Origin of the sequence: Tsukamurella soli, assembly GCF_039541155.1 — a bacterium.
GTDB lineage: Bacteria > Actinomycetota > Actinomycetes > Mycobacteriales > Mycobacteriaceae > Tsukamurella > Tsukamurella soli.
The window spans coordinates 1-23,550 of record NZ_BAABFR010000085.1 but is presented as its reverse complement, the minus strand read 5'-3'; the positions used below and the strand labels follow the sequence as shown (position 1 = coordinate 23,550).

Below are 23,550 nucleotides of genomic sequence, written 5' to 3'. Positions count from 1 at the left end.
CACCGTGGCCGGTGCGGGCCTGACCGGCATCGAGACCGCTGCGGAGGTGGCGGCCGCGCGGCCCGATCTGGCGGTGCGCCTGGTCGGTCCCGAGCTGGGGGCCAGCCTCTCGGACAGCGGCCGGGCGCGCGCGGCGCGCGGACTCGCCGAGCTGGGGGTCGAGATCGTGCGCGATACCGTCGAACCGGCGCGGTCCGAGGCGGATCTGGTGCTGTGGGCGGTCGCCTCCGCGGTCCCGGACCTGGCTGCGCGCAGCGGTTTCGAGGTCGACGGCGCCGGGCGCGTGCTGGTCGACGCGCATCTGCGCAGCGTGCGCGACCCACGGGTGTTCGCCGCCGGTGACGGTGCCGCGGTGCCGGGCACCCGAATGAGCTGCCAGGCCGCGATGCCGCAGGGGGCCTACGTCGGCGGCGCGGTCGCCCGCGAGGCCACCGGACGTCCACTGCCGAGGCCGTTCTCGATGAGCTTCACCGGACAGTGCGTGAGCCTGGGTCGGCGCGACGGCGTGATCCAGCTATGCCGCCGCGACGACTCGCCCACCCGGCTGCGCCTGGCGGGCCACGGCGCCGCAGTGGTGAAGGAACAGGTCTGCCGTGCAACGGTTCTCGGTGCGCGGACCGCCGTCTACGCATGGCTGCCGGGGAAGCGGTGACGGAATCGGCGGCGCCACAGGCCGAATCGCTGTTCGTCGACCATCGTCCCTTGCTGTTCTCCATCGCGTACGAGATCCTCGGCTCCGTGACCGACGCCGAGGACGTGCTCCAGGAGAGCTACATCCGTTGGTGCGCAGTGGATCCTGCGGAGATCGGTAACCCGCGGGCCTACCTGGCGAGCATCGTCACCCGGCAGTCGCTGAACGCGCTGCGCGCGGCGGCGCGTCGCCGTGAGGAGTACGTCGGGCCGTGGCTGCCCGAGCCGCTCGCCACCGGCGGCGGGCCCGACGGTGCCGCGCACGTCCTGGCGGGCGAGGCTGTCACCACCGCGATGCTGCTGGTGCTCGAGTCGCTCACGCCCACGGACCGCGCCGTGTTCGTGCTGCGGGAGGTCTTCGACTTCGGTTACTCGGAGATCGCTGCGGCGGTGGACAAGTCGGCAGCAGCTGTGCGACAGATCAACCATCGCGCGCGCGGGCATGTGCATGCCCGCCGGCAGGCCGCGGTCGCGACACCCGACGAGGCGCAGGCCGCGGCGGATCGGTTCTTCGCCGCGGTCACGACCGGGGATCTACAGGCGCTGATGGACGTCCTGGCGCCGGATGTCGTATCGCTCGCGGACGGCGGGGGAGTGGTACAGGCGGCCCGTCGGCCGGTGCGCGGCGCCGATCGGGTCGCGCGGCTGATGCTGGGGCTGGTGCGCACGACCGAGGGCGCGCTGGTGGTGCGGCCCGCAGTGTTCAACGGCATGCCGGCCGTGGTCGTGGACTGGGGCGCGGTGCGGTACGTGCTCTGTGTGGAGGTGCGCGGGGGGAGCATCACGGCGATCTACGTGATCGGTAACCCCGCCAAGGTGTCCCACATCACCGGTCGAACACGGTGACGTCGAAGAAGTAGCGGGACGCGCGGTAGACGTGCCGCCCCAACTCGACGGCACGTCCGGCGTCGTCGAACGCCACGCGCTGCATGGTCAGCACGGCGTCGCCGGGTTCGCCGCCGAGCAGCGCGGCCTCGTCGTCGGTCGCCAGCCGCGCCCCGATCCGCTGGCGCGCCAACCGGATCGTCAGCCCCCGGCCGCGGAGGCACTGATAGAAGCCCTTGCGCTCGAGCTCGTCGGGCGCCGGCGCGAACTCGGCCGGCACGTGGTTGGTGAGGATCGCGATCGGTTCGTCGTCGGCGCTGCGCAGTCGCCGCATCGACACCACCTGGGCGTCGTGCTCGACGCCGAGCTCGTCGGCGATCTCCTCCTCCGGCCGGCCGAGGCGGTAGTCCAGAAGTGCCGTCGACGGTGCCCGCCCGGAGGCGGCCAGGTCCTCGAACAGGCTCGTCAGCTCGACGGGCCGGTGGATCTCGTTGCGAACCACCTGAGTACCGACACCGCGCTTACGGACCAGCAGGCCCTTGTCTACGAGCGCCTGGATCGCCTGCCGTGCCGTCGGACGTGACAGGCTGAGTCGTTTGGCGAGGTCGATCTCGTTCTCGATCCGATCGCCGGGGTTGAGGCTGCCGTCCAGAATGGACCGCTCTATTGCCTGCGCCAGCTGGTAGTACAGCGGAATGGGGCTCGAGCGGTCGAGTTCCACATCGACAGGCGTGGTTGCCATGAGGGCCATGCTAGGCCACCGGACCAGGTAGGGGCGCTATGTATCCCGCGTATGTCTGCACAAGTCCCGTGCGCATCCGATGGGTCTCCTGCGGCTAGGACGGCGAGTAGACGATCGAAACTATGTCAGTACAAAGTCTGCTCCGTGAGTATAGCGTCGATCCGTGGCGCGGTCTATCTGGTGGCGCGTGAGGGAAACCTGCTGGTGAAGGCCGATCATGAAAAGCTTATCCGATCCTGTTACATTGACAGGACAAAGTGGTGTACTGTCGATCCCGTCACAGCCACCACAGCCGAGCCGCGAAGGACGCAGGGCATGACCTCCATCTCCTCCCCCACACCGTTCGACCTGATCACCATCGGGCGCATCGGGGTGGACATCTACCCGCTCCAGGACGGCGTCGGCCTCGAAGAGGTCGAGACGTTCGGAAAATTCCTCGGTGGCAGCGCGTCGAACGTCGCGGTCGCGGCGGCCCGACACGGGTACTCCGCGGCGGTGATCACCGCCACCGGTAGCGACCCGTTCGGCAACTACCTGCACCAGGAGCTGCGTCGGCTGGGTGTCGACGACCGCTACGTCGGGACGAATCCCGCCTACAACACGCCGGTCACCTTCTGCGAGATCTTCCCGCCGGACGACTTCCCGCTGTACTTCTACCGCGACCCGGTCGCGCCCGACCTCACCCTCGAGGCCGACTCGCTCGATCTCGACGCGATCCGGGCCGCCCGGATCTTCTGGGCCACCGTCACCGGCCTGTCCCGTGAGCCCAGCCGCGGCGCGCACCACGCGGCCTGGGAGGCGCGCGGGCGGCTTCCCCGCACCGTGCTCGACCTCGACTACCGCCCCATGTTCTGGGAGTCGCCGCAGGTCGCGAGCGTGGAGGTCGGCAAGGCCCTGGAGCACGTCACCGTCGCCATCGGAAATCGTGAGGAGTGCGAAGTCGCGGTGGGCGAGACCGAGCCCGAGCGGGCCGCGGACGCGCTGCTCGAGCGAGGCGTCGAGCTCGCCGTCGTCAAGCAGGGCCCCAAGGGGGTGCTCGCCAAGACCCGCGACGAGCGGGTCGAGGTGGCGCCGTACTTCGTGGACGTGATCAACGGCCTCGGGGCCGGCGACGGCTTCGGCGGCGCCGTGTGTCACGGGCTGTTGTCCGGCTGGTCGCTGGAGCGCATCCTGCGCTTCGCCAACGTCGCCGGCGCCATCGTCGCCTCGCGCCGCGAGTGCTCGACCGCCATGCCGACCACCGACGAGGTGGAGGCCATCGTCAAGGAACTGGACCGCGCGAATGTCTGAACTGCTGAACACCGAGTCCCGCCTCATCCCCGAGGAGGCGTTCGCCGAGTTGCGCGCCAAGCGGCTGCGTGAACCCGACGCGGTGGCAGAGGCCCTCGCGCACCGCGCCCGCCGATCGGTCGTCCGCGGCGACGGTCGCCTGTTCTTCGTGGCCGCCGACCACCCTGCACGGGGCGCACTCGGTGTCGGCTCCGACCCGCTGGCCATGGCGAGCCGGTACGACCTGCTGCAGCGGCTGGCGCTCGCGCTGTCCCGGCCGGGCGTCGACGGCGTCCTGGGCACCCCGGACATCATCGAGGACCTCGCGCTGCTGGGCCTGCTCGACGACAAGCTGGTCGTCGGCTCGATGAACCGCGGCGGCCTGCGCGGCGCCACGTTCGAGATGGACGACCGGTTCACCGCGTACGACGTCGACGCGATGAGCGGGGACGGCCTGGACTTCGCCAAGCTGCTGGTGCGGATCAACCTCGAGGACGCCGGCACCGCGCGCACCATGGAGGAGACGGCCAAGGCGGTCACCGCGGCCGCGGCGGCCCGGCTGCCCATCATGCTGGAGCCCTTCATGAGTCACTGGAACGGCGGGAAGATCGTCAACGACCTCTCCACCGAAGCCGTGATCACCTCCGTTGCGATCGCGGCCGGCCTGGGGGCCACGTCCTCCTACAGCTGGCTCAAGCTCCCCGTCGTCCCCGACATGGCACGGGTGATGGAGGCGACCACCCTGCCCACGCTGCTGCTCGGCGGCGACCCGGGCGGCGACCCCGACGCCGTCTACGCGTCCTGGGGCGAGGCGCTCGCCCTGCCCGGCGTGCACGGCCTCGTCGTCGGCCGCACCCTGCTGTACCCCCACGACGACGACGTCGCCGCCGCGGTCGACACCGCCGCCGCCCTCGTTCACCGCTCCTGAATCCTCCACGCCGAAACTCAATGGAGACAACACAGATGACTCAGACCACTTCCGCGCCCGGGACCACGACCACCGACCTGCCGGTCGTCGGGCACTGGATCGACGGCGCCGCCTACCCCTCCACCAGCGACCGCACCGCCGACGTCTTCGACCCGGCCCTGGGCATCGCCACCAAGCGCGTGGCGCTCGCGAACCAGGCCGAGATCGACGCCGCCGTCGCGTCCGCCAAGGCCGCCTCCGAGGCGTGGGGCGAGCTGTCGCTCGCCAAGCGCCAGGCGGTCCTGTTCAAGTTCCGCGAGCTGCTCGACGCCCGCAAGCCCGAGCTCGCCGAGATCATCACCAGCGAGCACGGCAAGGTTCTCTCCGATGCGCTCGGTGAGATCAGCCGTGGCCAGGAGGTCGTCGAATTCGCCTGCGGCATGGCGCATCACCTCAAGGGTGAGTTCAGCGAGCAGGTCTCCACCGGCATCGACGTGTACTCCACCCGCCAGCCCCTGGGTGTGGTGGGCATCATCAGCCCGTTCAACTTCCCCGCGATGGTGCCCGCATGGTTCTTCCCGATCGCGATCGCCGCCGGCAACTCGGTCGTGCTCAAGCCGTCGGAGAAGGACCCGTCGGCGGCGATCTGGATGGCGCAGCTGTGGGCCGAGGCCGGCCTTCCCGCGGGCGTGTTCACCGTCCTCAACGGTGACAAGGAGGCCGTCGACGGCCTGCTGTCCCACCCGGACGTCGCCGCGATCTCCTTCGTCGGTTCCACACCGATCGCGCGGTACGTCTACGAGACGGGCGCCAAGTACGGCAAGCGCGTCCAGGCCCTCGGCGGCGCCAAGAACCACATGCTGGTGCTGCCCGACGCCGACCTCGACCTCACCGCCGACGCCGCGATCAACGCCGGTTTCGGCTCCGCGGGCGAGCGCTGCATGGCGATCTCCGTGGTGGTCGCCGTCGAGCCCGTCGCCGACTCGCTGATCGAGAAGATCACCGACCGGATGGCCACCCTGCGCACCGGTGACGGCCGCCGCGGCTGCGACATGGGCCCGCTGGTCACCAAGGTGCACCGGGACAAGGTCGCCTCGTACATCGACGTCGCGACCGAGGACGGCGCCACCGTCGTCGTCGACGGCCGCAACGTGCAGCCCGACGGTGCGGAGCAGGGATTCTGGCTCGGCCCCACGCTGATCGACAACGTGCCCACCACTTCTCGCGTCTACACCGAGGAGATCTTCGGCCCCGTGCTGGCGGTCGTGCGGGTGCAGTCGTACGAGGAGGGCGTCGAGCTGATCAATGGTGGCGCGTTCGGCAACGGCACCGCCATCTTCACCAACGACGGTGGCGCCGCGCGCCGGTTCCAGAAGGACATCAAGGTCGGGATGATCGGCATCAACGTGCCGATCCCGGTCCCGGTGGCCACCTTCAGCTTCGGCGGCTGGAAGGCGTCGATGTTCGGCGACACCAAGGCGCACGGCGCCGAGGGCGTGAAGTTCTACACCCAGCTGAAGGCCATCACCAGCCGCTGGCTCGACCCGTCGCACGGCGGCATCAACCTCGGATTCCCCCAGAACGACTGAGAACGAACGACTGAGAACATGGCGGTCATGCAGAACGAGTGGTTCCACAGGCGCGGGGCACTGGCCCGCGAGGGGTGGGAGTCGGTGGTCGACGGACGGATACCCGGCTGGCAGCACACCGGGATCCGCGTCGCCGTGCTCGACGGCGGCTCACTGAAGCTGCCGGCCGGGGACGTCGAACGCATCGTCGTGCCCCTGTCCGGCGCCTTCGGCGTGGACCACGGTGACACGGACCACGACACCACCACGACCGTCCTGCAGGGCCGGCGATCGGTCTTCGACGGTCCCACCGACGTCCTGTACGTCGGTGCGGGAACGGGCCTGACGGTGCGCGGTCGCGGTCGCGTCGCCGTCGCTGAGGCTCCGACGACGCAGCGTCGGCCGGCGAAGTACATCGCCGCGGCCGACGTGCCCGTCGAGGTGCGCGGCGCCGGCCGGGACACCCGACAGGTGCACAACTTCGGCACCCCGGCCGCGCTGGACGCGGGGGCGCTGATCGTGTGCGAGGTGATCACCCCGGGGGGCAACTGGAGCAGCCACCCCGCGCACAAACACGACGAGCACGTCGCGGGCCACGAGTCCCGGCTCGAGGAGATCTACTACTTCGAGGCGGCGCCCGCGCGAGAGCTCGCCGAGGCGGGCGTCGTGCCGGTGGACGCGGACGCCTTCGGCAGCTTCGCCACCTACTCGTCGGCCGCCGGCGAGATCGACACCAACGCGCTGGTCCGCACCGGCGACATCGCTCTGGTGCCCTACGGCTACCACGGTCCCGCCGTGGCTGCCCCCGAGTACGACCTCTACTACCTCAACGTGATGGCGGGCCCCGACCCCGAGCGGGTATGGCTGGTGACCGACGATCCGCGCCAGGCGTGGATCCGCGGTCGGTGGGACGAGCAGGACACCGACCCCCGGTTGCCCTACCGCCCCGCTACCGATTCGCCCGCTACCGATTCGCCCGCCATCGATTCGATTGCACCGGAAGGAGTCCGACGGTGACCGAGACCCGTCGCATGACCGTCGGCCAGGCGCTGGTCGAGTTCCTCGCCCACCAGTGGACCGTCGACAGCGCGCCTGACGGCACCCAGGTGCGCGAACGCACCGTGCCGGCCACGTTCGGCATCTTCGGCCACGGCAACGTCGCCGGCGTCGGCCAGGCGCTACTGCAGGCCGGCGTCGTCGCGCCCGGGTCCATGCCGTACCACCAGGCCCGCAACGAGCAGGCCATGGTCCACCAGGCCGTGGGATACGCCCGGATGCACCGTCGCCGCGGCACTTACGCGTGCACGGCTTCCGTCGGACCCGGTGCGGCGAACATGCTGACCGGCGCCGCGCTCGCCACCGCGAACCGCCTGCCCGCGCTGCTGCTCGTCTCGGACACGTTCGCGACTCGTGTCGCGGACCCGGTGCTGCAGCAGCTCGAGCACCCGCACGACATCGGCATCCAGGTGTCGGACGCGTTCCGCCCGCTGTCGCGGTTCTTCGACCGCGTGCAGCGTCCGGAGCAGCTGTTCTCGGTCGCCCTCGCCGCCATGCGCGTGCTCACCGACCCGGCCGAGACCGGCGCCGTGACCATCGCGCTCCCGGAGGATGTGCAGGCCGAGATCGTCGACGTGCCAGCGGAATTCCTCGCGGACCGCGAGTGGCACATCCGCCGCCCGCTGCCCGAGCGAGGCCCGCTGGCCCGCGCCGCCGCGGCCATCCGTGGCGCGCGCCGGCCGCTGATCGTCGCGGGCGGTGGGGTGATCTATTCGGGTGCCGAGGACGCGCTGCGCGAGCTCGCGGAGGCGACGCGGATCCCGGTGTCGACCACGCAGGCCGGCGGCGGCTCGCTGGTGTGGGACCACCCGCAGAACCTGGGCGGCGTGGGTGCCACCGGCACCGCCGCCGCCAACCGGATCGCGGCCGACGCCGACGTGATCATCGGGATCGGCACGCGCTACAGCGATTTCACGACGGCGAGCCGAACCGCGTTCCAGAGTGCGGGCGCGACGTTCGTGAACATCAACGTCGCCTCCTTCGACGCGTACAAGCACGGCTCCCAGCTGCCGGTGATCGCCGACGCGCGCGAGGCGCTGGTGGCGCTGCGCGGCGAGCTGGACGGCTTCACCGTCGACGGTGCGTACGCCGATCAGACCGCGGGCGCCAAGCGTGAGTGGGACGCCTTGGTGGACAACGCACTCGCGCCGACCGGCGGCGAGTTGCCCGGCCAGCCGGAGATCATCGGCGCCGTGCAGGCCGCGATGGGGCCGCGCGATGTGATCATCCAGGCGGCGGGCTCGCTGCCGGGTGATCTGCAGAAGCTGTGGCGCGTGCGGGACCCGCTGGGCTACCACGTCGAATACGCCTTCTCCTGCATGGGATACGAGATCGCGGGCGGCCTGGGTGCCAAGCGCGGCCTGCTCGCCGCGGGCGACGACCGCGACGTGGTGGTGATGGTCGGCGACGGTTCCTACCTGATGCTGCACACCGAACTGGTGACGGCCGTGGCGGAGGGCATCAAGCTCATCGTGGTGATCATCCAGAACCAGGGCTACGCGTCGATCGGGCACCTGTCCGAGACCGTCGGCTCGCAGCGCTACGGCACGCGGTACCGATTCGCCGAGGCCGTCCCCGGCGCGTCGGCGATCGACGGAGCCGGTACGGCAGTCGATTTCGAGCGGGGTGAGTTCCTGCCCGTCGACCTCGCGGCCAACGCCCGCAGCTATGGCGTCGACGTGGTCGACATCAAGCCGGGTCCCGATGCGCTCGCCGAGCTGGGCGCGGCGGTGACCGCCGCCAAGGCGGCCGACGGGCCCACCGTCATCCACCTGCACAGCGACCCGTTCGTGTACGCGCCTGAGGGCGACGGCTGGTGGGACGTGCCCGTCGCGCAGGTCTCCGAGTTGGAGTCGACGCAGCGCGCCCGGGCCGAGTACGTCGAGCAGCAGAAGCTGCAGCGGCCGCTCCTCGGCTGAACCGCAGACGATCTGAACCACCAGACGAGCACAGCACAAACCTTTTTCGCACCGAAGGACGTGATTCGACATGACCGACACCGTCGCCGACGCCGTGACCGTCACCAGCGGACCGCACACGGAGGGCCTGCGCATCGGCACCGCTCCCGACTCGTGGGGCGTATGGTTCCCCGAGCACCCTCGGCAGACGCCGTGGGAGCGCTTCCTCGACGAGGTCGCCGAGGCGGGCTACACCTACATCGAGCTCGGCCCCTACGGCTATCTGCCCACCGACCCGCACCAGCTGGAGGACGAGTTGGGCAAGCGGGACCTGAAGCTCTCGGGGGGAACGGTTTTCACCGGCTTCCACAAGGGCGCCGAGCAGTGGCAGCGCGCCTGGGACCAGGCGGTGCAGGTCGCGGGCCTGGTGCACGCCATGGGCGCGGAGCACATCGTGGTGATCCCCGACATGTGGCGCTCCGACGCGACCGGCGAGACGCTCGAGCCCCGCACCCTGACGAACGAGCAGTGGGACAAGCTGGCGGGCGGGCAGGACCGCCTGGGCAAGGCGTTGCTCGAGGAGTACGGCGTGCGCCAGCAGTTCCACTCCCACGCGGACAGCCACGTCGGCACGAAGCGGGAGGTGGAGCGGCTGCTCGAGCTGACCGATCCACGCTACCTCAGCCTCTGCCTCGACACCGGCCACTACGCCTACTACGGCGGCGACAACGTCGCGCTGATCAAGAAGTACCCCGATCGGATCGGCTACCTGCACCTGAAGCAGATCGACCCGGAGCTGCGCTTCGAGGTGCTCAAGAACGATGTGTCGTTCGCCGACTGCGCCGCCGAGATCATGGTCGAGCCGCCCGCCGGCGAGCCCGACTTCGCGCCGATCATCGATGCCGTCAGCAAGATCGACAGCGAGATCTTCGCCATCGTCGAGCAGGACATGCCCGGTGTGGACATCTCGATCCCCGCCGGCATCGCCACCCGCACCCGGCAGCACATCTTCGGCTGCCACCCGCTCACCCGCAACCGCTGATATCCGTTCCAGGAGGACGAAAGACCATGAGCACCGCAGATCTCCGCGTCGGCGTCGTCGGCGCCGGCGCCATGGGCGCCGACCACGTCAAGCGAATCACGCGCACGATCACGGGCGCGACGGTGTCGGCCATCGTCGAGCCCGACCCCGGACGCCGCGCTGCGGCCCTCGCACTCGCCACCGGCGCAGCCGGTTTCGAGAACATCGAGGACGCGCTCGCAGCCGGCGCGGTGGACGCGGTCCTGATCGCCACCCCCGGACGGTTCCACGAGCCGGTACTCATGCCGGCGATCGCGGCGGGCCTGCCGATCCTGTGCGAGAAGCCGCTGACCCAGGATCCGGAGTCCTCGTGGCGTGTGCTCGAAGCCGAGATGGCCGGCGGCAAGCAGCTGATCCAGGTCGGCTTCATGCGGCGCTTCGACCGCGAGTACGAGGAACTACGCCGACTGATCGAGGCGAAGACGGCGGGCGAGCTGCTGATGCTGCACGCGGTGCACCGCAACGCAAGTGTGCCCGACAACTACATCCAGTCGATGCTCATCACCGATTCGGTGGTGCACGAGTTCGACGTGGTGCCGTGGCTCGCAGGCGGCACGATCACCTCCGTCGAGGTGAAGTACCCGAAGCGCAACTCACTGAGCCCTGATCACCTCCGCGAGCCGATCCTGGTGCTGATGGAGCTCGACAACGGCGTGCTGGTCGACCTCGAGATGAACGTCTCCGTGCAGTTCGGCTACCAGGTCGCCACCGAGGCCGTGTTCGAGAAGGGCATCGCCCGCACCGGTCAGCCCTCGGGCCTGCAGCTGTGGGAGGACGCCACCTTCAAGATCGGTGACCACGCCGACTTCACCACGCGGTTCCGCGAGGCGTACGACCGTCAGGTCCAGGCGTGGGTCGACGCCGCCAAGCAGGGCACCATCGCCGGCCCCTCAGCGTGGGACGGCTACAAGGTCGCCGTCGCCTGCGAGGCGGGCGTCAAGGCGCTCGAGGCCGCCGGCCCCGTCGCCCTCGAGCTCCCGGCAGTGCCCGCGTTCTACGCCGGCCGCGCCGCCGCGAGCGTCTGAGTCGCGCGAGAGCATCGTGAGAGCGTAAGGAGCACTCCATGGTTCGGATCGCACTCGATCCCACCCCGTACCACTCGACCCACGACTTCCTCGATTTCTTCGAGGTGGCCGCCCGATCAGGGTACGAGTGGATCCAGCTGACCCCGCACCCCGACTTCATCCCGTTCTTCGGCCATCCGCGGGTCGACTCGGCCTACCTCTCGCGGGTGCGTAAGCGGGCGGCCGATGCGGGTGTGGGCATCTCTTCGATACTGCCCGTGCAGCGCTGGTCGTGGCCGGAGGAGTTGCCCCGCGAGGCCGCCGTGCGCAACCTCAAGCGGATCGTCCAGATCGCCGCCGAGCTCGAGGTGCCGGTGATCAACACGGAGTTCAGCGGCCGGCCCGAGCGGGCGGAGGAGTCCGAGGCGGGCTTCTACCGCTCCGTCGAGGAGTTGCTGCCGGTGCTCGAGTCGTCCGGCGTCCGGATCAACATCGATCCGCACCCGGACGACTTCGTCGAGGACGGACTCGAGGCGTGGCGGATCATCCGCGGGGTCGACAGCGACGCGCTCGGGTTCGTGTATGTAGGCAGCCACACGTTCCACTACGGTGACCAGGCCACGAGCCTGATCCCGCAGCTGGGCGACCGGTTGGGCGCGGTGTATGCGGCGGACAGCTTCGACCACCGCCGCTCGCACGGCCTGCGGTACATCACCAATCCGCCGGGTAATGCCGTCCGTGTGCACCAGCACCTGCGGATCGGTGGCGGCGACGTCGATTGGGACCAGCTGTTCGGCGCGCTGGGGGAGTCCGGATTCCTCGCCCGCGAGGACGGGATCATCTGCTCCAACGTGTTCGCCGAGGACGAGACCGCGGATGAGACCTCGCGGTTCCAGCTCGAGCGCCTGAAGGAGTTGGTCGCGAAGCACTCGTAGCTTCGTCCGAGCGTTCCGCGGAACGCTCACAATCGAAAACCTGTCTGATGGTCCCTCTATCGTCGGTGCCACGCAACCACGCGACCGATGATCGGGGGACCATCGTCATGACCAGCATCTTCGAAACCGCCGCCCCGGCGACACTGACCGTCGACGAGCTCGCGGAGCGCGTCGTGGGCTACGCGTCGCAGATCGCGGCTCTGACAGCCCGGTTCCTCGACTACCTGGCCGAGTTCGACCTGCGCCACGGTTGGTCCGGGCACGGGATCCTGTCGTGTTCGCACTGGCTCTCGTGGAAGGCGGGACTCTCGCTGCGCACGGCGCAGGAACATGTCCGGATTGCGCGGACTCTCCGGGAGCTTCCCCTGATGCGAGCGGCATTCGCGGCCGGGACGCTGTCGTATTCCAAGGTCCGGGCGCTGACCCGGGTGGCCACCGCGCAGCGGGAGGAGGAGCTGGTGCGCCTTTCGCACTCCGCCACGGCATCCCAGGTGGAGCGCATGTGCGCAGCCATGCGCACCGTCGACCGGAATCTCGCGTCGGAGGAGGCTCGGAGGCACGCGGAGAACGCGGACGGTGATGTTGCAGCCACGGACGGTGCTGGTGAAGGCGCTGCTTGTGAAGGCGCTGCTGGTGGGGATGATGCTGGTGGGGATGATGCGGGATGCGCGGCCGCTGAGGACTGCGCGGTCTCGGAACCTGCCGACGCGGGGCCCGATCACCGGGCCGACGCCGTGGAGCCGCCGGCCCCGGAGTCCGGTGCGCGCTGGCGCTGGAACGACGACGGCACGCTGACGGTGTCGGCAAGGCTCAACGCCGTGGACGGCGCGCACTTCCTCGCCGCTATCGTCCGCTCGGAGTACGAGCGGACCCGCACCTCTGTCGATCGCGCCCTGCCCACGCGGCGCGGCTCCGCCATCGATGCTTCCGCGGAAGCTGCCCCGAGGGCGGGGGTCCTACCCTGCGAAGACGCGAGCGGCACAGGCACGCGGCGGCAGCCCGACCTGTGGGCGAGCGTGCCCTGCAACATCGCTCCGGCGCTGGTCGCGATGGCGGACGCGCTGATAGACGGCATCACCATGCCGCAGTTCGCACCCGGCGCCGAGATCCTGATCCACGAGGTCGACGGCACGGCGACCGTCGATCAGGGCCCGCAGCTGGGCTTCGCGGAACGCGCGGAGGCCGCCTGCGGCGCCGCGGTGCGGCCCGTCGGGCACGCCCCCATCCAGCCGACGATCGGCGAGAGCCCCGCTGTTCCGAACGCCGCCGACGGTGGCGTCCAGATAGGTGGCACCCGACTCGGCGCCGTGCTGTCGTGGGGCCGTCGGCGCCGCGTGCCCACATCGGCGCTGGCCCGCGTCATCGCGATGCGCGATCGAGCCTGCCGGGCACCGGGATGCGGGCGCACCCGACATCTGAACATCCACCACGTCGTCCCGTGGTCCGCGGGTGGCACCACCGACCCCGACAACCTGATCCTGCTCTGCAGCCAGCATCATCGGCAGCTCCACCAGGGAGTCTTCTCCATCACTGCGCTCGGTGGCCAGCGGTTCGCGTTCCGCGGGACGCACGGCGAGCCGCTCGAGGAGGCGCCGATCCCCGAGCTCCCCGGCGACTGGGCGCCGTGGGACCACATCCCGACCTGTGCTGTCTCGCCCACCGCCCCGGGGCGGCTCGACCTCGGATACGCGACCGAGGTCCTCTACGCCGCGTGGGCGTGGAAGCGACGCCGAGGCACTGCTCCGGAGGCTCCTGGACCGGACGTCGCGGCCGCGTGAACTCGGCCTCGCGGGCCGGGGGCGGTGGAGGTTCGGAGTACCAGTCGTGGCCGGGGTGATCCAGCGGTCGACGACGGGCGCGTCCGGATGATGAAGGCGGGCTGCAGCGGCGATGCCTGCCTCATGGCCCAACCGTTGGGCGTGCAACGGCACGGACGGCAGGCCGATACCGTGCAGAACGCGACGGACACGAGCGTCGGGGACAGACCGCACCGACCGCGCGTGCGACATCGTCCCGTGTCACGGCGCGGGGGTGGGTCACGGGCCCAGTGATCCGCGTCGTCTCAGGCGCTGCGGGAGGCGTGGTAGTCGGCCAGCACCTCGGGGACTCCCTCGTCCATCATCGTGCGGCGGACGTGCCCGAGGAGCGCTGACATCGCCAACCCGCCGATTCCGGTGAATCCTGTGTGCTCCCAGGTGAAGCGTGTGCCGGACGGTGTCGATTCGAGCCGGTACACGACGTCGGTGACATCGTCGGTCGCTTTGTCGCCCTTCCAGCTGTAGTGCAGCATGTGCGGTGCGTCGACCGCTAGCACCGTGCAGTAGACGATGCCCGCCCACCCCATCACCGGCTTGCCGATCAGACGGAACTCGGTGCCGAGCGCCGCGGCGAATCCCTCGGGTCGGCCTCCGCGCCCGGTGGTGGTCCACTTCGCCACCTGCTCGGGCGCGGTCATCACCTCCCAGACCTCGTCGATCGGATACGGATAGTTGCGGACGACGGTGTATGCGCTCATGTGTGCTCCTCAAGTGACCGAGAGCCAGACGCCTACCTACCGGTAGGTAGACTCAGCCTATCGCACGGTAGGCTGACGGGTGTGCGTACCGATTCCGATGACGTGCCGAACCCGCGGCGCAACGGGGCCCAGACCCGGCGCGAGGTACAGCGGGTAGCCCTGGACTTGTTCACCGCACAGGGGTACGAGGCGACGTCGCTGCGCGAGATCGCCGCCGCGCTGGGGATCAACAAGGCCTCGCTCTACTACCACTTCCCGAACAAGGAGGCGATCCTGCGGTCCTTGACTGCGGAACGAGGTTCCGAGGTGGCGGACCTGCTGGAGTGGTTGCACGGGCAGCCGCCGGCGCCGGAACTCCTGGAGGAGGCGGTCCTGCGGTGGGTGGAGTCGTTCTCGCCGGAGAAGCTGCGCGGAATCCGATTCCTGGCGGCCAACCCGCTGATCACGACGAAGCTGTACGGCGGCGAGGAGATCGGCGCCGGACTGAGTAGGTTCGCCGACGAGCTTGCGAACCTACTGCCCGAGAAGTCTGAGCGCGGCACCCTGTTGCTCCGGATGTCGATCCTCAGCATCAACGCCGCCGTCTACGCGGCAGCGGGGACGGACATCTCGGACGCCGGCATCGTCGACGCGGCGCTCGCGGGCGCCCGCGTACTCATCCGGGAGGCGACGGCGGGCCGACAGCCGTCGAGCGGGTCGAAATCCGGTCCGTGACCAGCTACTCCTTCACGAACACCAGCACCAGATTCGACGCCAGGAGCTCCCGCAGGCCCGGGATGCGCACGATCCACCACGCCCACGCCGGATGGTAGCGGGGGAATGCGGCGACGAGGTGCGCGCCGGTCACCGTCTGCGCCCAGCGCAGCCCGTCTGCGGCCGTTACCTTGAAAAGCGAGGTGCCGTAGAGGTTCTTGGGTGGGCGGCCGTGTCGCCGCGCATACCAGCGAGCCGCGCGGGCCCCACCGGCGTAGTGCGTGAGGCCCATCTCGTGGCCGCCGAACGGGCCGTACCAGAGGGTGTACGACAGGATCATCAGCCCGCCCGGGCGGGTCACCCGTAGCATCTCCGCGCCCATCGCCCACGGGTCCGGGACGTGCTCGGCGACGTTCGACGACAGGCAGACGTCGACGGCACCGTCGGCCACCGGCAGCGCCAGACCGGACCCGCGGATCCCCCGCGTCGCAGTGAGGCCCGCCGCGTGGGCTTCGGCGGGGTCGGGCTCGACGGGGATGTACGTGGCGCCGAGTTCGGCGAACGCGTCCTCGAAGTACCCCGGCCCGCCGCCGACGTCCAGCACCAGCGCATCGCGCAGGTCCGTGCCGGTCGACTGCGTCCAGAGCGCGTTCGTGAGGTCGACGGTGTCGCGCGCGACCGCCCCGTAGAAGCGAGCGGGGTCGGTCTGCTCGAAGCGGAACTGCGAGAGCAGGTCGACGGACCGCCCCAGCGTCGCCGACTCGGCGAACCGGCGTAGGGCGGGGCTCCGCCCGGCCGGCGACCGCCAGGTGGGCAACCGCGCGACCGGCGACCGGCCGACCGGCGATCGGTCCTCGTGAGCAGCGGAGATCGGGGCGTCCACGGCGGGGACGGTACCCTAGGACGCGACCCGACCCTCCCACGACCGATCCCCGATGGAGCCGACGAGACGTGCGTGAAGTGCTGCTGCTGTGCTGGCGCGACACCGGCCACCCGCAAGGCGGGGGCAGCGAGCGGTACCTCGAACGGGTCGGCGCCGAACTCGCCCGCGCGGGTGTGACGGTGACTCTGCGCACCGCCGCCTATCCGGGCGCGCCGCGTGAGGAGATCCGCGACGGCGTCCGCATCTCCCGCGGCGGCGGCCGCTTCACGGTGTACCCCCGCGCGCTCGCCGCGCTTGCGCTGAGCCGCGTGGGCTTGGGCCCGCTGCGCGGGATGCGGCCCGACGCCGTGATCGACACGCAGAACGGCATCCCCTTCTTCGCGCGGCTCGCCACGACGGCGCCGGTCACCGTGCTGGTGCACCACTGCCACCGCGAGCAGTGGCCCGTCGCCGGGCGGCTGACGGCGAGGGTGGGCTGGTTCATCGAGTCCCGGCTCTCGCCGCGCGTGCACCGCGGGGACCAGTACCTCACGGTCTCGCTCCCGTCGGCGGAGGAGCTCGAGGCGCTGGGCGTCGACGGTGACCGGATCGCCGTGGTCCGCAACGGCGCCGACCCCCTGCCACCCCACGTGGCTCCTGGTGGTAGCGAGACACGTTGCGCTGCACCGAGACTCGTCGTCCTCTCCCGGTTGGTGCCGCACAAGCAGATCGAGGACGCGCTGGAGGTGCTCGCGCGGCTGCGCGGCAGCCACTCCGGGCTGCACCTCGACGTCGTCGGCGGCGGGTGGTGGGATGAACCGCTGCGGGACCGTGCGGCCGAGCTCGGCATCGCCGGCCACGTGACGTTCCACGGGCACGTCTCGGAGCAGCGTAAGCATGAGATCCTGGCGCGCGCGTGGGTGCACGTGATGCCCTCCCGTAAGGAGGGGTGGGGCATCACGGTGGTCGAGGCGGGGCAGCACGGCGTCCCCACCGTGGGCTACTCCGCGTCCCGCGGGCTCACCGACTCGGTCGTCGACGGGGTGACCGGTGTCCTCGTGTCCTCCCGCGACGGGCTGGTCGACGCCGTCGACGCGCTGCTCGCGGACCCCGAGCGCCGCGCCGACCTGGGCGAGAAGGCCCGCGCCCGCGCCGCCGAGTTCTCCTGGGCCGAAACCGGATCCGGCGTCGCGCGGGTACTCGACGCGGTGGTGGCGGGCAGGCGCGTCGGCGGGTTGGTGCCCTCCGGTAGCTAGACGCTTTCCGTCATCGGAGCCCTGATTCCGGTCACTTCCCTTCACTTCCGACGTGTGTGCGCGGCCGGCTTCCATGCTGAGTTCGCGGAGCCGACCGGCTCCGAGCCTCCAGGAAGGAAGCCCGCCCATGACACGCACAGCAGCACCGTCGGCGCCGACCGGCACCGCCTTCGACCCGACGCTCGCGCTCGACGCCCTGCTCGCCGATGTAGGGCTGTCTGCGGCCGACGCGGGGGGCCGGGTGACGTTCGCCGGGCAGGACCCGATCATCGCCGCACGTCATCGGCTGGGCGCGGCGATCGGCATCCCGATGATGGGGAACGCCGTCGCTGCCGCGGCCATGCACCGCCTGCGCGGCGGCCCGGGCCAGGATCTGCACCTCGACCTGCGTCAGGCGGTGCACCACATCAACCCCAGCTATCGCTGGAAGCCCACCCTGGCCGGGGAGTTCCCATCGGTGGCGCTACTGATGGACAACCCGTTCTCGCTGGCCCCGTATCGCACGCGCGACGGGCGCACGGTGATGGCGTCGGCGGTGTATCCGCACCAGACCGCTCAGTGGTGCCGTTTCCTGGACGTACCGCCCGACTTCGGCAAGGCCGCGGCGGCGATCGCCGCCTGGGACGCCTTCGAGCTGGAGGAGGCCGCCAACGCCGCCGGGCTGCCCGCGTGCGTGGCCCGCACCCCGCAGGAGTGGCTGGCACACCCGCACGGCGCGCTGTTGGCGAGTCGGCCCGTCATCGGCCTGACCCGGATAGGTGATGCGCCCCCGCGGACGCTCGCCCCGTCCGACCGCCCGTTCGGTGGCGTGCGGGTGCTGTCGTTCACGCACGCGGTTGCCGGCCCGACGGTGGGCCGCGTGCTCGCCGAGCAGGGCGCCGAGGTGCTGGGCGCCACCCGCCCCAACGACTTCGAGCACGACTGGGTGTACTTCGAGGCCAACATCGGATCTCGTAGCGCCTGGCTGGATCTGACCAAGGACACCGGCAGGGCCGATGTCGACCGGCTGCTGCGCGACGCACACGTGGTGGTCGACAACCACCGCGGGCGCAAACTGGAGAAGCTGGGCATCGCCCCCGGAGTGCTGGCCGAGACCCACCCCGGCCTGGTGCACGTCTCGGTCACCTGTTACGGATCGGACGGACCATGGGCAGATCGCGGCGGCTTCGACATGAACGGGTCGGCGGCCTCCGGGCTGATGGCGATCGAAGGCGGGGACGGAGACCCGGCGCTGCCGCCCACCGGGCTGATCAACGACTTCATCACGGGGTACATGGGCGCCCTCGGCGCCGCAGCCGGGTTGATCCGGCAGCAGCGGGAGGGCGGTAGCTGGCACGTCACCGTCAGCCTGACCCGTAACGCCATGTGGTATCAGACCCTCGGCTTGGTCGATCCCGCCGACGCGGGCTCCGACGACGAGCACACCATTCGCGAACCCGAGGCGTACGACGCCGACAGCCCCATGGGCCGCGTGCACATGCTGGCTGCACCGGTCACCTTCAGCCACACCCCGGCGCGCTGGCCCGACCCGATTCTCGTCCCCCGCGGATCCAGCGCTCCCCGCTGGGTGGGCATCGACGGCTGAGCGACAATCGTCGCTGTGGCCGACGGTGTGGACGAACTGGATGTCGCGTTGCTCGACGCGCTCCACCTCAACCCGCGCGTGAGCTTCGAGGAATTGGGCCGGGTGCTCGACGTATCGGCGGCGACCGCGGCTCGGCGCTGGCGCCGCCTCGAATCCACCGGACGGGCCTGGGTGTCGTCGGCGCCGGGCCCACGCCTCCCCGTGCGAGCGGCGGTGTTCGACGCGGAATGTGATCCCGGCGCAGCCCGATCGGTGGCGGAGCAGCTCGCGACGATGCCGCAGGTCTTCAGCGTCAACATCACGACGGGACGCGACGACATCTACGCGCTGCTGGTGGCGGCCGATCAGCCGTTGCTGTCCGAACTGCTCGTGGACACTCTTCCCGCGATCGCGGGACTGCGCCGCATCCGGTCGTCGCTGATCACCCAGCTGTTCAGCGGCACCCGGTGGCGGTTGGGTGGACTCAGCTCCGGACAACTGCGCGCCGTGACGCCCGATCCGGCCGCGAGCGGGCCGACACACGAATTCGACGAGTTCGATCGCCGGCTCTTCCTCGCCTTGCAACGCGATGGGAGATCGAGCTTCCGGGACCTTGCTGCCACCGTCGGCCGGCCGGAGCCCTCGGTTCGTCACCGTGTGGGCCTGCTGACCCGCGTCGGGGCGCTGGCGTTCCGCACCGACTTCGCCAGGGTCGAAGCCGGTTGGCCGACCGCGGTGGCCCTCGATCTACGGGTGGCGGGTGCGGGGGTGGCCGCGGTCGGCCGGGCATTGGTCCACTACCCGGAGACGCGGTTCTGCGTCGCCACAGCGGGCGGCGGGGCCGCCGGTCTGTTCGTCACGCTGCAACTGCACGAGTTGTCGGCCCTCGACGCGGTGATCGACCGGCTGCAGACCGAGCACCGCGTCGTGGAGGTGCTCGGGACCCGCGTGGTGCTGCGGTCCGTCAAGTCCTGGGGCCGCCTGCTGGGTCCCGACGGCCGCGCGCGGGACGTGGTGCCGGTCGACCCGTGGGCGCCCGCCCGGTAGCCGAGCCACGCGGCGGCACACCTAGTCGGCGATCACCGAGCGCAGTTCGCCGAGGGACTCGTCCATCATCCGCCGGAGAGAGGTGGGGTCGTCCTGCGCGACCCAGCGGGCGAACGCGACGTGGAAGACGGTGACGCCCGCCTGGGCGGCGAGGGTCGCGGCGTTGACGGGGACGCCGCGATCGACCAGCGCGACCTGGACGGCGACGGCCAGCGTCTGGAGCTTGATCAGCTCACGCTCCCGGAGTTCCGGGTTGGCGGCCACGATCCGGGACCTCAGGGCGGCGAACGGGAGACGCTCGGCGAACAGCTCCGCGACCCGATCGAGCCCGGCGGACACCGCGACCATCGGGGAGGCGCCGGGTGGCGCCGCAGCGACGGCGTCGACCCAGAGCTGTTCGAGCTCGTGTGAGCCGTTGAACAGCACCTCGCGCTTGTCGGAGAAGTAGCGGAAGAAGGTCCGTTTGGTCAGTCCCGCGGCCTCCGCGATCTGGGCGACGGTCGTCTCGTCATAGCCCTGCTCGGCGAACAGGGTGATGGCGGCCTTCATGAGTCGGCCTTCGGCGTCGGGCTTCCATCGGGGCATCATCGTAGAGTCTAGTGGATGACACCAGGTGACATAGCGCGTAGTGTGATGACACCGAATGACATACCCTTCCGAACGGAGTTCTCATGCGCGTGTTCGTCACCGGCGCGTCCGGCCACATCGCCTCCGCCGTCATCCCCGAGCTGCTGCGACACGGCCACACGGTGGTAGGCCTCGCTCGATCCGATGCCTCGGCCCGGACGGTCGAATCCCTCGGCGCCGAGGTGCGCCGCGGTGATCTCGACGACCTGGATGGGCTCCGCGCAGCAGCCGCCGACTCCGACGGCGTGATCCACCTGGCGTTCAAGCACGAGGCGATGCGTACGGGCGACTTCAGGGGGGCGGTCGACGCAGACCTCGCCGCGATCCAGACGATCGGCGACGCGTTGATCGGCACCGGCAAGCCGTTCGTCACGACGGGCGGCACGCTGATGCTCGCCATGGCCGGGGTCACCGGCCGCGCCGGCACCGAGGACGACCAGTCCGACGCCGGTCCCCGCGTCGACGCCGCGAACTACACGATCGGTCTCGGCGGGCAGGGCGTGCGGTCGTCGGTCGTGCGACTCGCGCCCATGGTCCACAGCGACCTCGATCACCACGGGTTCACCCACGCGCTGATCGGCTGCGCCCGCGACAACGGGGTGGCGGCGTACACCGGCGACGGCTCGAACCGCTGGCCCGCCGTCAACACCTACGACGTCGGCGTGCTCTATCGCCTCGCGGTGGAGAAGGCCCCCGCCGGATCGACGCTGCATGCCGTCGCCGACACGGGGATCCCGCGCAGGGTGATCGCCGAGACCATCGCCGGCAAGCTCGGGATCGAGGCTCGGAGCGTGCCCGACGACGAGGCGCAGAAGTACCTCGGTTTCCTCGCCGGCTTCGCCGGGCTCGACAACCCGACGTCCAACGACAGGACCCGGGAACTGCTCGGCTGGGAGCCGACCCATCCCGGTTGGATCCAGGACGTGCAGACGGGCCACTATTTCGCCTAGTGGCGCCGGACCAGGGACGCGACCGCGCCGCCGAGCAGCGTCGCCGCCCACAGCAGATGCGCCCCCCAGGCGCCGAGCCGCTCGCCGCTCGTCGGCGTGCCGCTCAGGGCGGCCACCGCACCGGGCACGCGGAACAGCTCGAGCGACGGTGACCGGTACACCTGGGCGAGCCCGGGCAGCGCGGCCGCGGCATCGGCCGGCATGTCGGGCGATGCCTCGACCAGCACCCACCGCACCCCGATCCGCGCGAGCCGCTCGGCGACATCTGCGGTTCCAGCCGCCAGCACCGCCTCGGCCTCGGCGGCGGGGCCAGGCTGGCGGTCGATGGTCACGCCTCCCACCCGCAGCTCGCCGGTCTGCAGTACGGGAGCCCGCAGGATCCGCGGAGCGGGGTCGAGCACCGGGGCTGCGGGCCCGTAGGCGAAGCGGCGGAACATCCCCGTCGGCAGCACAGCGACGGCGCCGTCGCCGGCGGGCACCCGGGACGCCACCTCGGCCCACGCGGTGGGGTAGCGGGTCGGGGTGAGCGCGTCGCCGACTCCCCACGCGATTCCAGGCAGGGCGCAGACGGTGAGCGCACCGAGCAGTACCGCCATCGGCGCGCGCGCCTGCGTCGACCACCTCCGCAGCGCGACGGTCGCGGCCGCCGCCGCCGTCGCATAGAGCGGCACGGCCAGCGCCACCCACTTCTGGGTGTCGCGCAGGATCCCGGCGCCCGGCACATGCGTGACCAGCGCGGTCAGAACGTGGGCGCCCGGCCCCGTCGCGGCCAGCGCGGGCAGGACCACCACCGCGACGGCCAGCGCCGCCAACCCGGCCAGCGGGGACCGTCGCACCGCGCGTCCCAGCACCACGAGGCCTGTCGCTACCACCGCGATCAGGACGACGGTGCCGGCCCATGCGAGCGCGCCGCGCCCGACGGGGACGGCCTGCGCGTTCCAGATCCCGCCGAGTCCCGCGACCGAGCCGAGCGTGCCGAGCCCCGGCTCTGCGCGCGCCGCGAACACGCCGACGCTGGCGGCGTCGACGGTGAGCCCGGCGCGCGCGACCACCGACGGATACAGCCACGGGGCAGCCGCACACAGGAACGTCAGCAGCGTCAGTGGCGCCCGCCGGGGGAGCAGCACCAGTGCCGTGACCAGCACATACATCGCCCCGGTCGGGGTCAGGCCGCCCGCGGCGAGACACACCGCCAGCGCGCCCGCCTGCCGCCGCCCGGCCCCGGGCGAGTCTCGGGGGCGCAGCGCGGCCACCACCGTCCAGGCGACCGCCGCGTACCCGGTCATCAGGCTCCAGTGGCCCTGCAGCAGCCGCTCGGCGACGAACGGGTTCCACAGCGCCACGGTCGAAGCGACCAGGGCGCCGGCGAGCCCGACGTCGACCCCGGCGCGATCGGCGACCGCCAGCGCGCACCGTCCGAACCCCCAGCCCGCGGCCGTGAGTGCCAGGAACAGCAGCCCTGTCACCACTGCGCCACCGTCCACGACGTGCGACGCGAGCGCGATCAGCCAATCCTGCGGCGTGGCTCGTGCGGCGTTCCCACCGAGCCCCAGCGCCGCATCCGTCACGTAGGACCGCGGGGTCGCGACTCCGTCACGCAGCAGCAGGTAACCGCCGCCGAGCAGCGGACCGAGGATCAGGGCGGTCAGCGCGGCGCTGTATCCGGCCAGGACCAGATCGCGCCGCTCGGTTGTCACGGAGACACAGTATCGAGGGCTACCGACACCGAGCGCTGACACCGAGCCGTACTGACAGAATGGCGGCCGTGAACGGGCTGGTGGCGGTGACGATCGGGTCGATGGTTGCCAACCTGTGCTCCTACCTCGTACATCTGCCGGCAAGCCGCTGGCTGGGGCCGGGCTCGTACGGGGAGTTCGCGGCGCTGCTGCAGCTCTCGCTGGTGTTCGCGGTCCCCTCACTCGCCCTGCAGAACGTCGTCGCCCGGCAGGTGGTGCGTGGCGACGACCCCGCCGGGCTGCGCCGGCTCGGCCTGCGCGTCGCGGCCGGATCCGCGGTGCTCGCGGCGGCGGCGACACCGGTGGCCGCTGCCACGCTGCACAC

At 71.0% G+C, this 23,550-nt stretch carries 21 protein-coding genes and 1 pseudogene; 17 read left to right on the top strand and 5 right to left on the bottom strand.

What is annotated here, in order from left to right:
* Together ABD908_RS20515 and ABD908_RS20510 are read left to right on the top strand one after the other, a co-directional pair.
* On the top strand, positions 1–652 hold a 652-nt coding region (locus tag ABD908_RS20515; protein WP_344999446.1), incomplete at its 5' end, for an FAD-dependent oxidoreductase.
* Complete coding sequence (locus ABD908_RS20510; RefSeq protein ID WP_344999445.1) at positions 631–1,536, top strand: RNA polymerase sigma-70 factor; 906 nt, start codon at positions 631–633, stop codon at positions 1,534–1,536. The genes ABD908_RS20515 and ABD908_RS20510, both read left to right, overlap by 22 nt.
* On the opposite strand, the gene ABD908_RS20505 is transcribed toward ABD908_RS20510, so the two are convergent.
* Entirely contained in the window at positions 1,517–2,257 is a 741-nt protein-coding gene (locus tag ABD908_RS20505; RefSeq protein WP_344999443.1) for a GntR family transcriptional regulator, read from the bottom strand. The genes ABD908_RS20510 and ABD908_RS20505 overlap by 20 nt on opposite strands.
* Before the next feature lie 315 nt (positions 2,258–2,572).
* Between ABD908_RS20505 and iolC the strand changes: the two genes are divergently transcribed.
* The 9 genes from iolC (at position 2,573) to ABD908_RS20460 (ending at position 13,753) form a co-directional block, all read left to right on the top strand.
* Positions 2,573–3,547, top strand: coding sequence for a 5-dehydro-2-deoxygluconokinase (iolC, locus tag ABD908_RS20500; protein ID WP_344999441.1), 975 nt, complete (start codon positions 2,573–2,575; stop codon positions 3,545–3,547).
* Positions 3,540–4,454 carry a Cgl0159 family (beta/alpha)8-fold protein gene (locus tag ABD908_RS20495; RefSeq protein WP_344999439.1) on the top strand — a complete coding sequence of 305 codons (915 nt, stop codon included), beginning with the start codon at positions 3,540–3,542 and terminating at the stop codon, positions 4,452–4,454. Before iolC ends, ABD908_RS20495 begins: the two co-directional genes overlap by 8 nt.
* 35 nt (positions 4,455–4,489) lie before the next feature.
* A complete protein-coding gene (locus ABD908_RS20490) occupies positions 4,490–6,022 on the top strand; it encodes a CoA-acylating methylmalonate-semialdehyde dehydrogenase (RefSeq protein WP_344999437.1) in 1,533 nt (510 codons plus the stop codon).
* A gap of 18 nt (positions 6,023–6,040) precedes the next feature.
* Positions 6,041–7,018, top strand: a complete 978-nt coding sequence (gene iolB / locus ABD908_RS20485) for a 5-deoxy-glucuronate isomerase (protein ID WP_344999435.1) — start codon at positions 6,041–6,043, stop codon at positions 7,016–7,018.
* Positions 7,015–8,976, top strand: a complete 1,962-nt coding sequence (gene iolD / locus ABD908_RS20480) for a 3D-(3,5/4)-trihydroxycyclohexane-1,2-dione acylhydrolase (decyclizing) (RefSeq protein WP_344999433.1) — start codon at positions 7,015–7,017, stop codon at positions 8,974–8,976. The genes iolB and iolD overlap by 4 nt, the downstream gene beginning before the upstream one ends.
* A gap of 70 nt (positions 8,977–9,046) precedes the next feature.
* Positions 9,047–9,997, top strand: a complete 951-nt coding sequence (locus ABD908_RS20475) for a sugar phosphate isomerase/epimerase family protein (RefSeq protein WP_344999431.1) — start codon at positions 9,047–9,049, stop codon at positions 9,995–9,997.
* Positions 9,998–10,023: 26 nt separating this feature from the next.
* A complete protein-coding gene (locus tag ABD908_RS20470) occupies positions 10,024–11,061 on the top strand; it encodes a Gfo/Idh/MocA family protein (protein WP_344999429.1) in 1,038 nt (345 codons plus the stop codon).
* Between the two features lie 38 nt (positions 11,062–11,099).
* The gene (locus ABD908_RS20465; protein ID WP_344999427.1) at positions 11,100–11,975 is read left to right on the top strand and encodes a sugar phosphate isomerase/epimerase family protein; all 876 of its coding nucleotides are present in this window, start codon (positions 11,100–11,102) and stop codon (positions 11,973–11,975) included.
* 107 nt (positions 11,976–12,082) lie between these two features.
* Positions 12,083–13,753: an HNH endonuclease gene (locus ABD908_RS20460; RefSeq protein WP_344999425.1), complete on the top strand. Its 1,671-nt coding sequence runs from the start codon at positions 12,083–12,085 to the stop codon at positions 13,751–13,753.
* Between the two features lie 284 nt (positions 13,754–14,037).
* On the opposite strand, the gene ABD908_RS20455 is transcribed toward ABD908_RS20460, so the two are convergent.
* Positions 14,038–14,490 (bottom strand): SRPBCC family protein, encoded by a 453-nt coding sequence (locus ABD908_RS20455; protein ID WP_344999423.1) that lies wholly within the window; start codon positions 14,488–14,490, stop codon positions 14,038–14,040.
* An 81-nt stretch (positions 14,491–14,571) separates the two neighbouring features.
* On the opposite strand from ABD908_RS20455, the gene ABD908_RS20450 reads away from it, so the two are divergent.
* Entirely contained in the window at positions 14,572–15,204 is a 633-nt protein-coding gene (locus ABD908_RS20450) for a TetR/AcrR family transcriptional regulator (RefSeq protein WP_344999421.1), read from the top strand.
* A 4-nt stretch (positions 15,205–15,208) separates the two neighbouring features.
* On the opposite strand, the gene ABD908_RS20445 is transcribed toward ABD908_RS20450, so the two are convergent.
* On the bottom strand, positions 15,209–16,000 hold the full coding sequence (locus ABD908_RS20445; RefSeq protein WP_344999448.1) for a class I SAM-dependent methyltransferase: 792 nt from the start codon (positions 15,998–16,000) through the stop codon (positions 15,209–15,211).
* 134 nt (positions 16,001–16,134) lie between these two features.
* On the opposite strand from ABD908_RS20445, the gene ABD908_RS20440 reads away from it, so the two are divergent.
* From ABD908_RS20440 to ABD908_RS20430, 3 genes are all read left to right on the top strand, one after another.
* A complete protein-coding gene (locus tag ABD908_RS20440; protein ID WP_344999419.1) occupies positions 16,135–17,301 on the top strand; it encodes a glycosyltransferase family 4 protein in 1,167 nt (388 codons plus the stop codon).
* Between the two features lie 127 nt (positions 17,302–17,428).
* Positions 17,429–18,886 (top strand): CoA transferase, encoded by a 1,458-nt coding sequence (locus tag ABD908_RS20435; RefSeq protein ID WP_344999417.1) that lies wholly within the window; start codon positions 17,429–17,431, stop codon positions 18,884–18,886.
* A 15-nt stretch (positions 18,887–18,901) separates the two neighbouring features.
* Entirely contained in the window at positions 18,902–19,912 is a 1,011-nt protein-coding gene (locus ABD908_RS20430; protein ID WP_344999415.1) for an AsnC family transcriptional regulator, read from the top strand.
* Between the two features lie 21 nt (positions 19,913–19,933).
* Here ABD908_RS20430 and ABD908_RS20425 read toward each other — a convergent pair whose 3' ends face one another.
* Complete coding sequence (locus tag ABD908_RS20425; protein ID WP_344999413.1) at positions 19,934–20,497, bottom strand: TetR/AcrR family transcriptional regulator; 564 nt, start codon at positions 20,495–20,497, stop codon at positions 19,934–19,936.
* An 86-nt stretch (positions 20,498–20,583) separates the two neighbouring features.
* Here ABD908_RS20425 and ABD908_RS20420 point away from each other — a divergent pair, with 86 nt between their 5' ends.
* Positions 20,584–21,489 (top strand): SDR family oxidoreductase, encoded by a 906-nt coding sequence (locus tag ABD908_RS20420; RefSeq protein WP_344999411.1) that lies wholly within the window; start codon positions 20,584–20,586, stop codon positions 21,487–21,489.
* On the opposite strand, the gene ABD908_RS20415 is transcribed toward ABD908_RS20420, so the two are convergent.
* Positions 21,486–23,186, bottom strand: a complete 1,701-nt coding sequence (locus tag ABD908_RS20415; RefSeq protein ID WP_344999409.1) for an MmpA family trehalose lipid delivery protein — start codon at positions 23,184–23,186, stop codon at positions 21,486–21,488. The two genes, ABD908_RS20420 and ABD908_RS20415, sit on opposite strands and share 4 nt — an antisense overlap.
* 59 nt (positions 23,187–23,245) lie before the next feature.
* Here ABD908_RS20415 and ABD908_RS20410 point away from each other — a divergent pair.
* A pseudogene (locus ABD908_RS20410) lies at positions 23,246–23,550 on the top strand (polysaccharide biosynthesis protein); the annotation flags it as partial.

Excerpts from the sequence above, each read along its gene's own strand:
- iolB (WP_344999435.1), top strand. The coding sequence starts at position 6,041 with ATGGCGGTCATGCAGAACGAGTGGTTCCACAGGCGCGGGGCACTGGCC.
- iolC (WP_344999441.1), top strand. The coding sequence starts at position 2,573 with ATGACCTCCATCTCCTCCCCCACACCGTTCGACCTGATCACCATCGGG.
- ABD908_RS20475 (WP_344999431.1), top strand. The coding sequence starts at position 9,047 with ATGACCGACACCGTCGCCGACGCCGTGACCGTCACCAGCGGACCGCAC.
- ABD908_RS20505 (WP_344999443.1), bottom strand. The coding sequence starts at position 2,257 with ATGGCAACCACGCCTGTCGATGTGGAACTCGACCGCTCGAGCCCCATT.
- ABD908_RS20425 (WP_344999413.1), bottom strand. The coding sequence starts at position 20,497 with ATGCCCCGATGGAAGCCCGACGCCGAAGGCCGACTCATGAAGGCCGCC.
- ABD908_RS20465 (WP_344999427.1), top strand. The coding sequence starts at position 11,100 with ATGGTTCGGATCGCACTCGATCCCACCCCGTACCACTCGACCCACGAC.
- ABD908_RS20420 (WP_344999411.1), top strand. The coding sequence starts at position 20,584 with ATGCGCGTGTTCGTCACCGGCGCGTCCGGCCACATCGCCTCCGCCGTC.
- ABD908_RS20495 (WP_344999439.1), top strand. The coding sequence starts at position 3,540 with ATGTCTGAACTGCTGAACACCGAGTCCCGCCTCATCCCCGAGGAGGCG.
- ABD908_RS20490 (WP_344999437.1), top strand. The coding sequence starts at position 4,490 with ATGACTCAGACCACTTCCGCGCCCGGGACCACGACCACCGACCTGCCG.
- ABD908_RS20470 (WP_344999429.1), top strand. The coding sequence starts at position 10,024 with ATGAGCACCGCAGATCTCCGCGTCGGCGTCGTCGGCGCCGGCGCCATG.
- ABD908_RS20510 (WP_344999445.1), top strand. The coding sequence starts at position 631 with ATGGCTGCCGGGGAAGCGGTGACGGAATCGGCGGCGCCACAGGCCGAA.
- ABD908_RS20435 (WP_344999417.1), top strand. The coding sequence starts at position 17,429 with ATGACACGCACAGCAGCACCGTCGGCGCCGACCGGCACCGCCTTCGAC.
- ABD908_RS20460 (WP_344999425.1), top strand. The coding sequence starts at position 12,083 with ATGACCAGCATCTTCGAAACCGCCGCCCCGGCGACACTGACCGTCGAC.
- ABD908_RS20455 (WP_344999423.1), bottom strand. The coding sequence starts at position 14,490 with ATGAGCGCATACACCGTCGTCCGCAACTATCCGTATCCGATCGACGAG.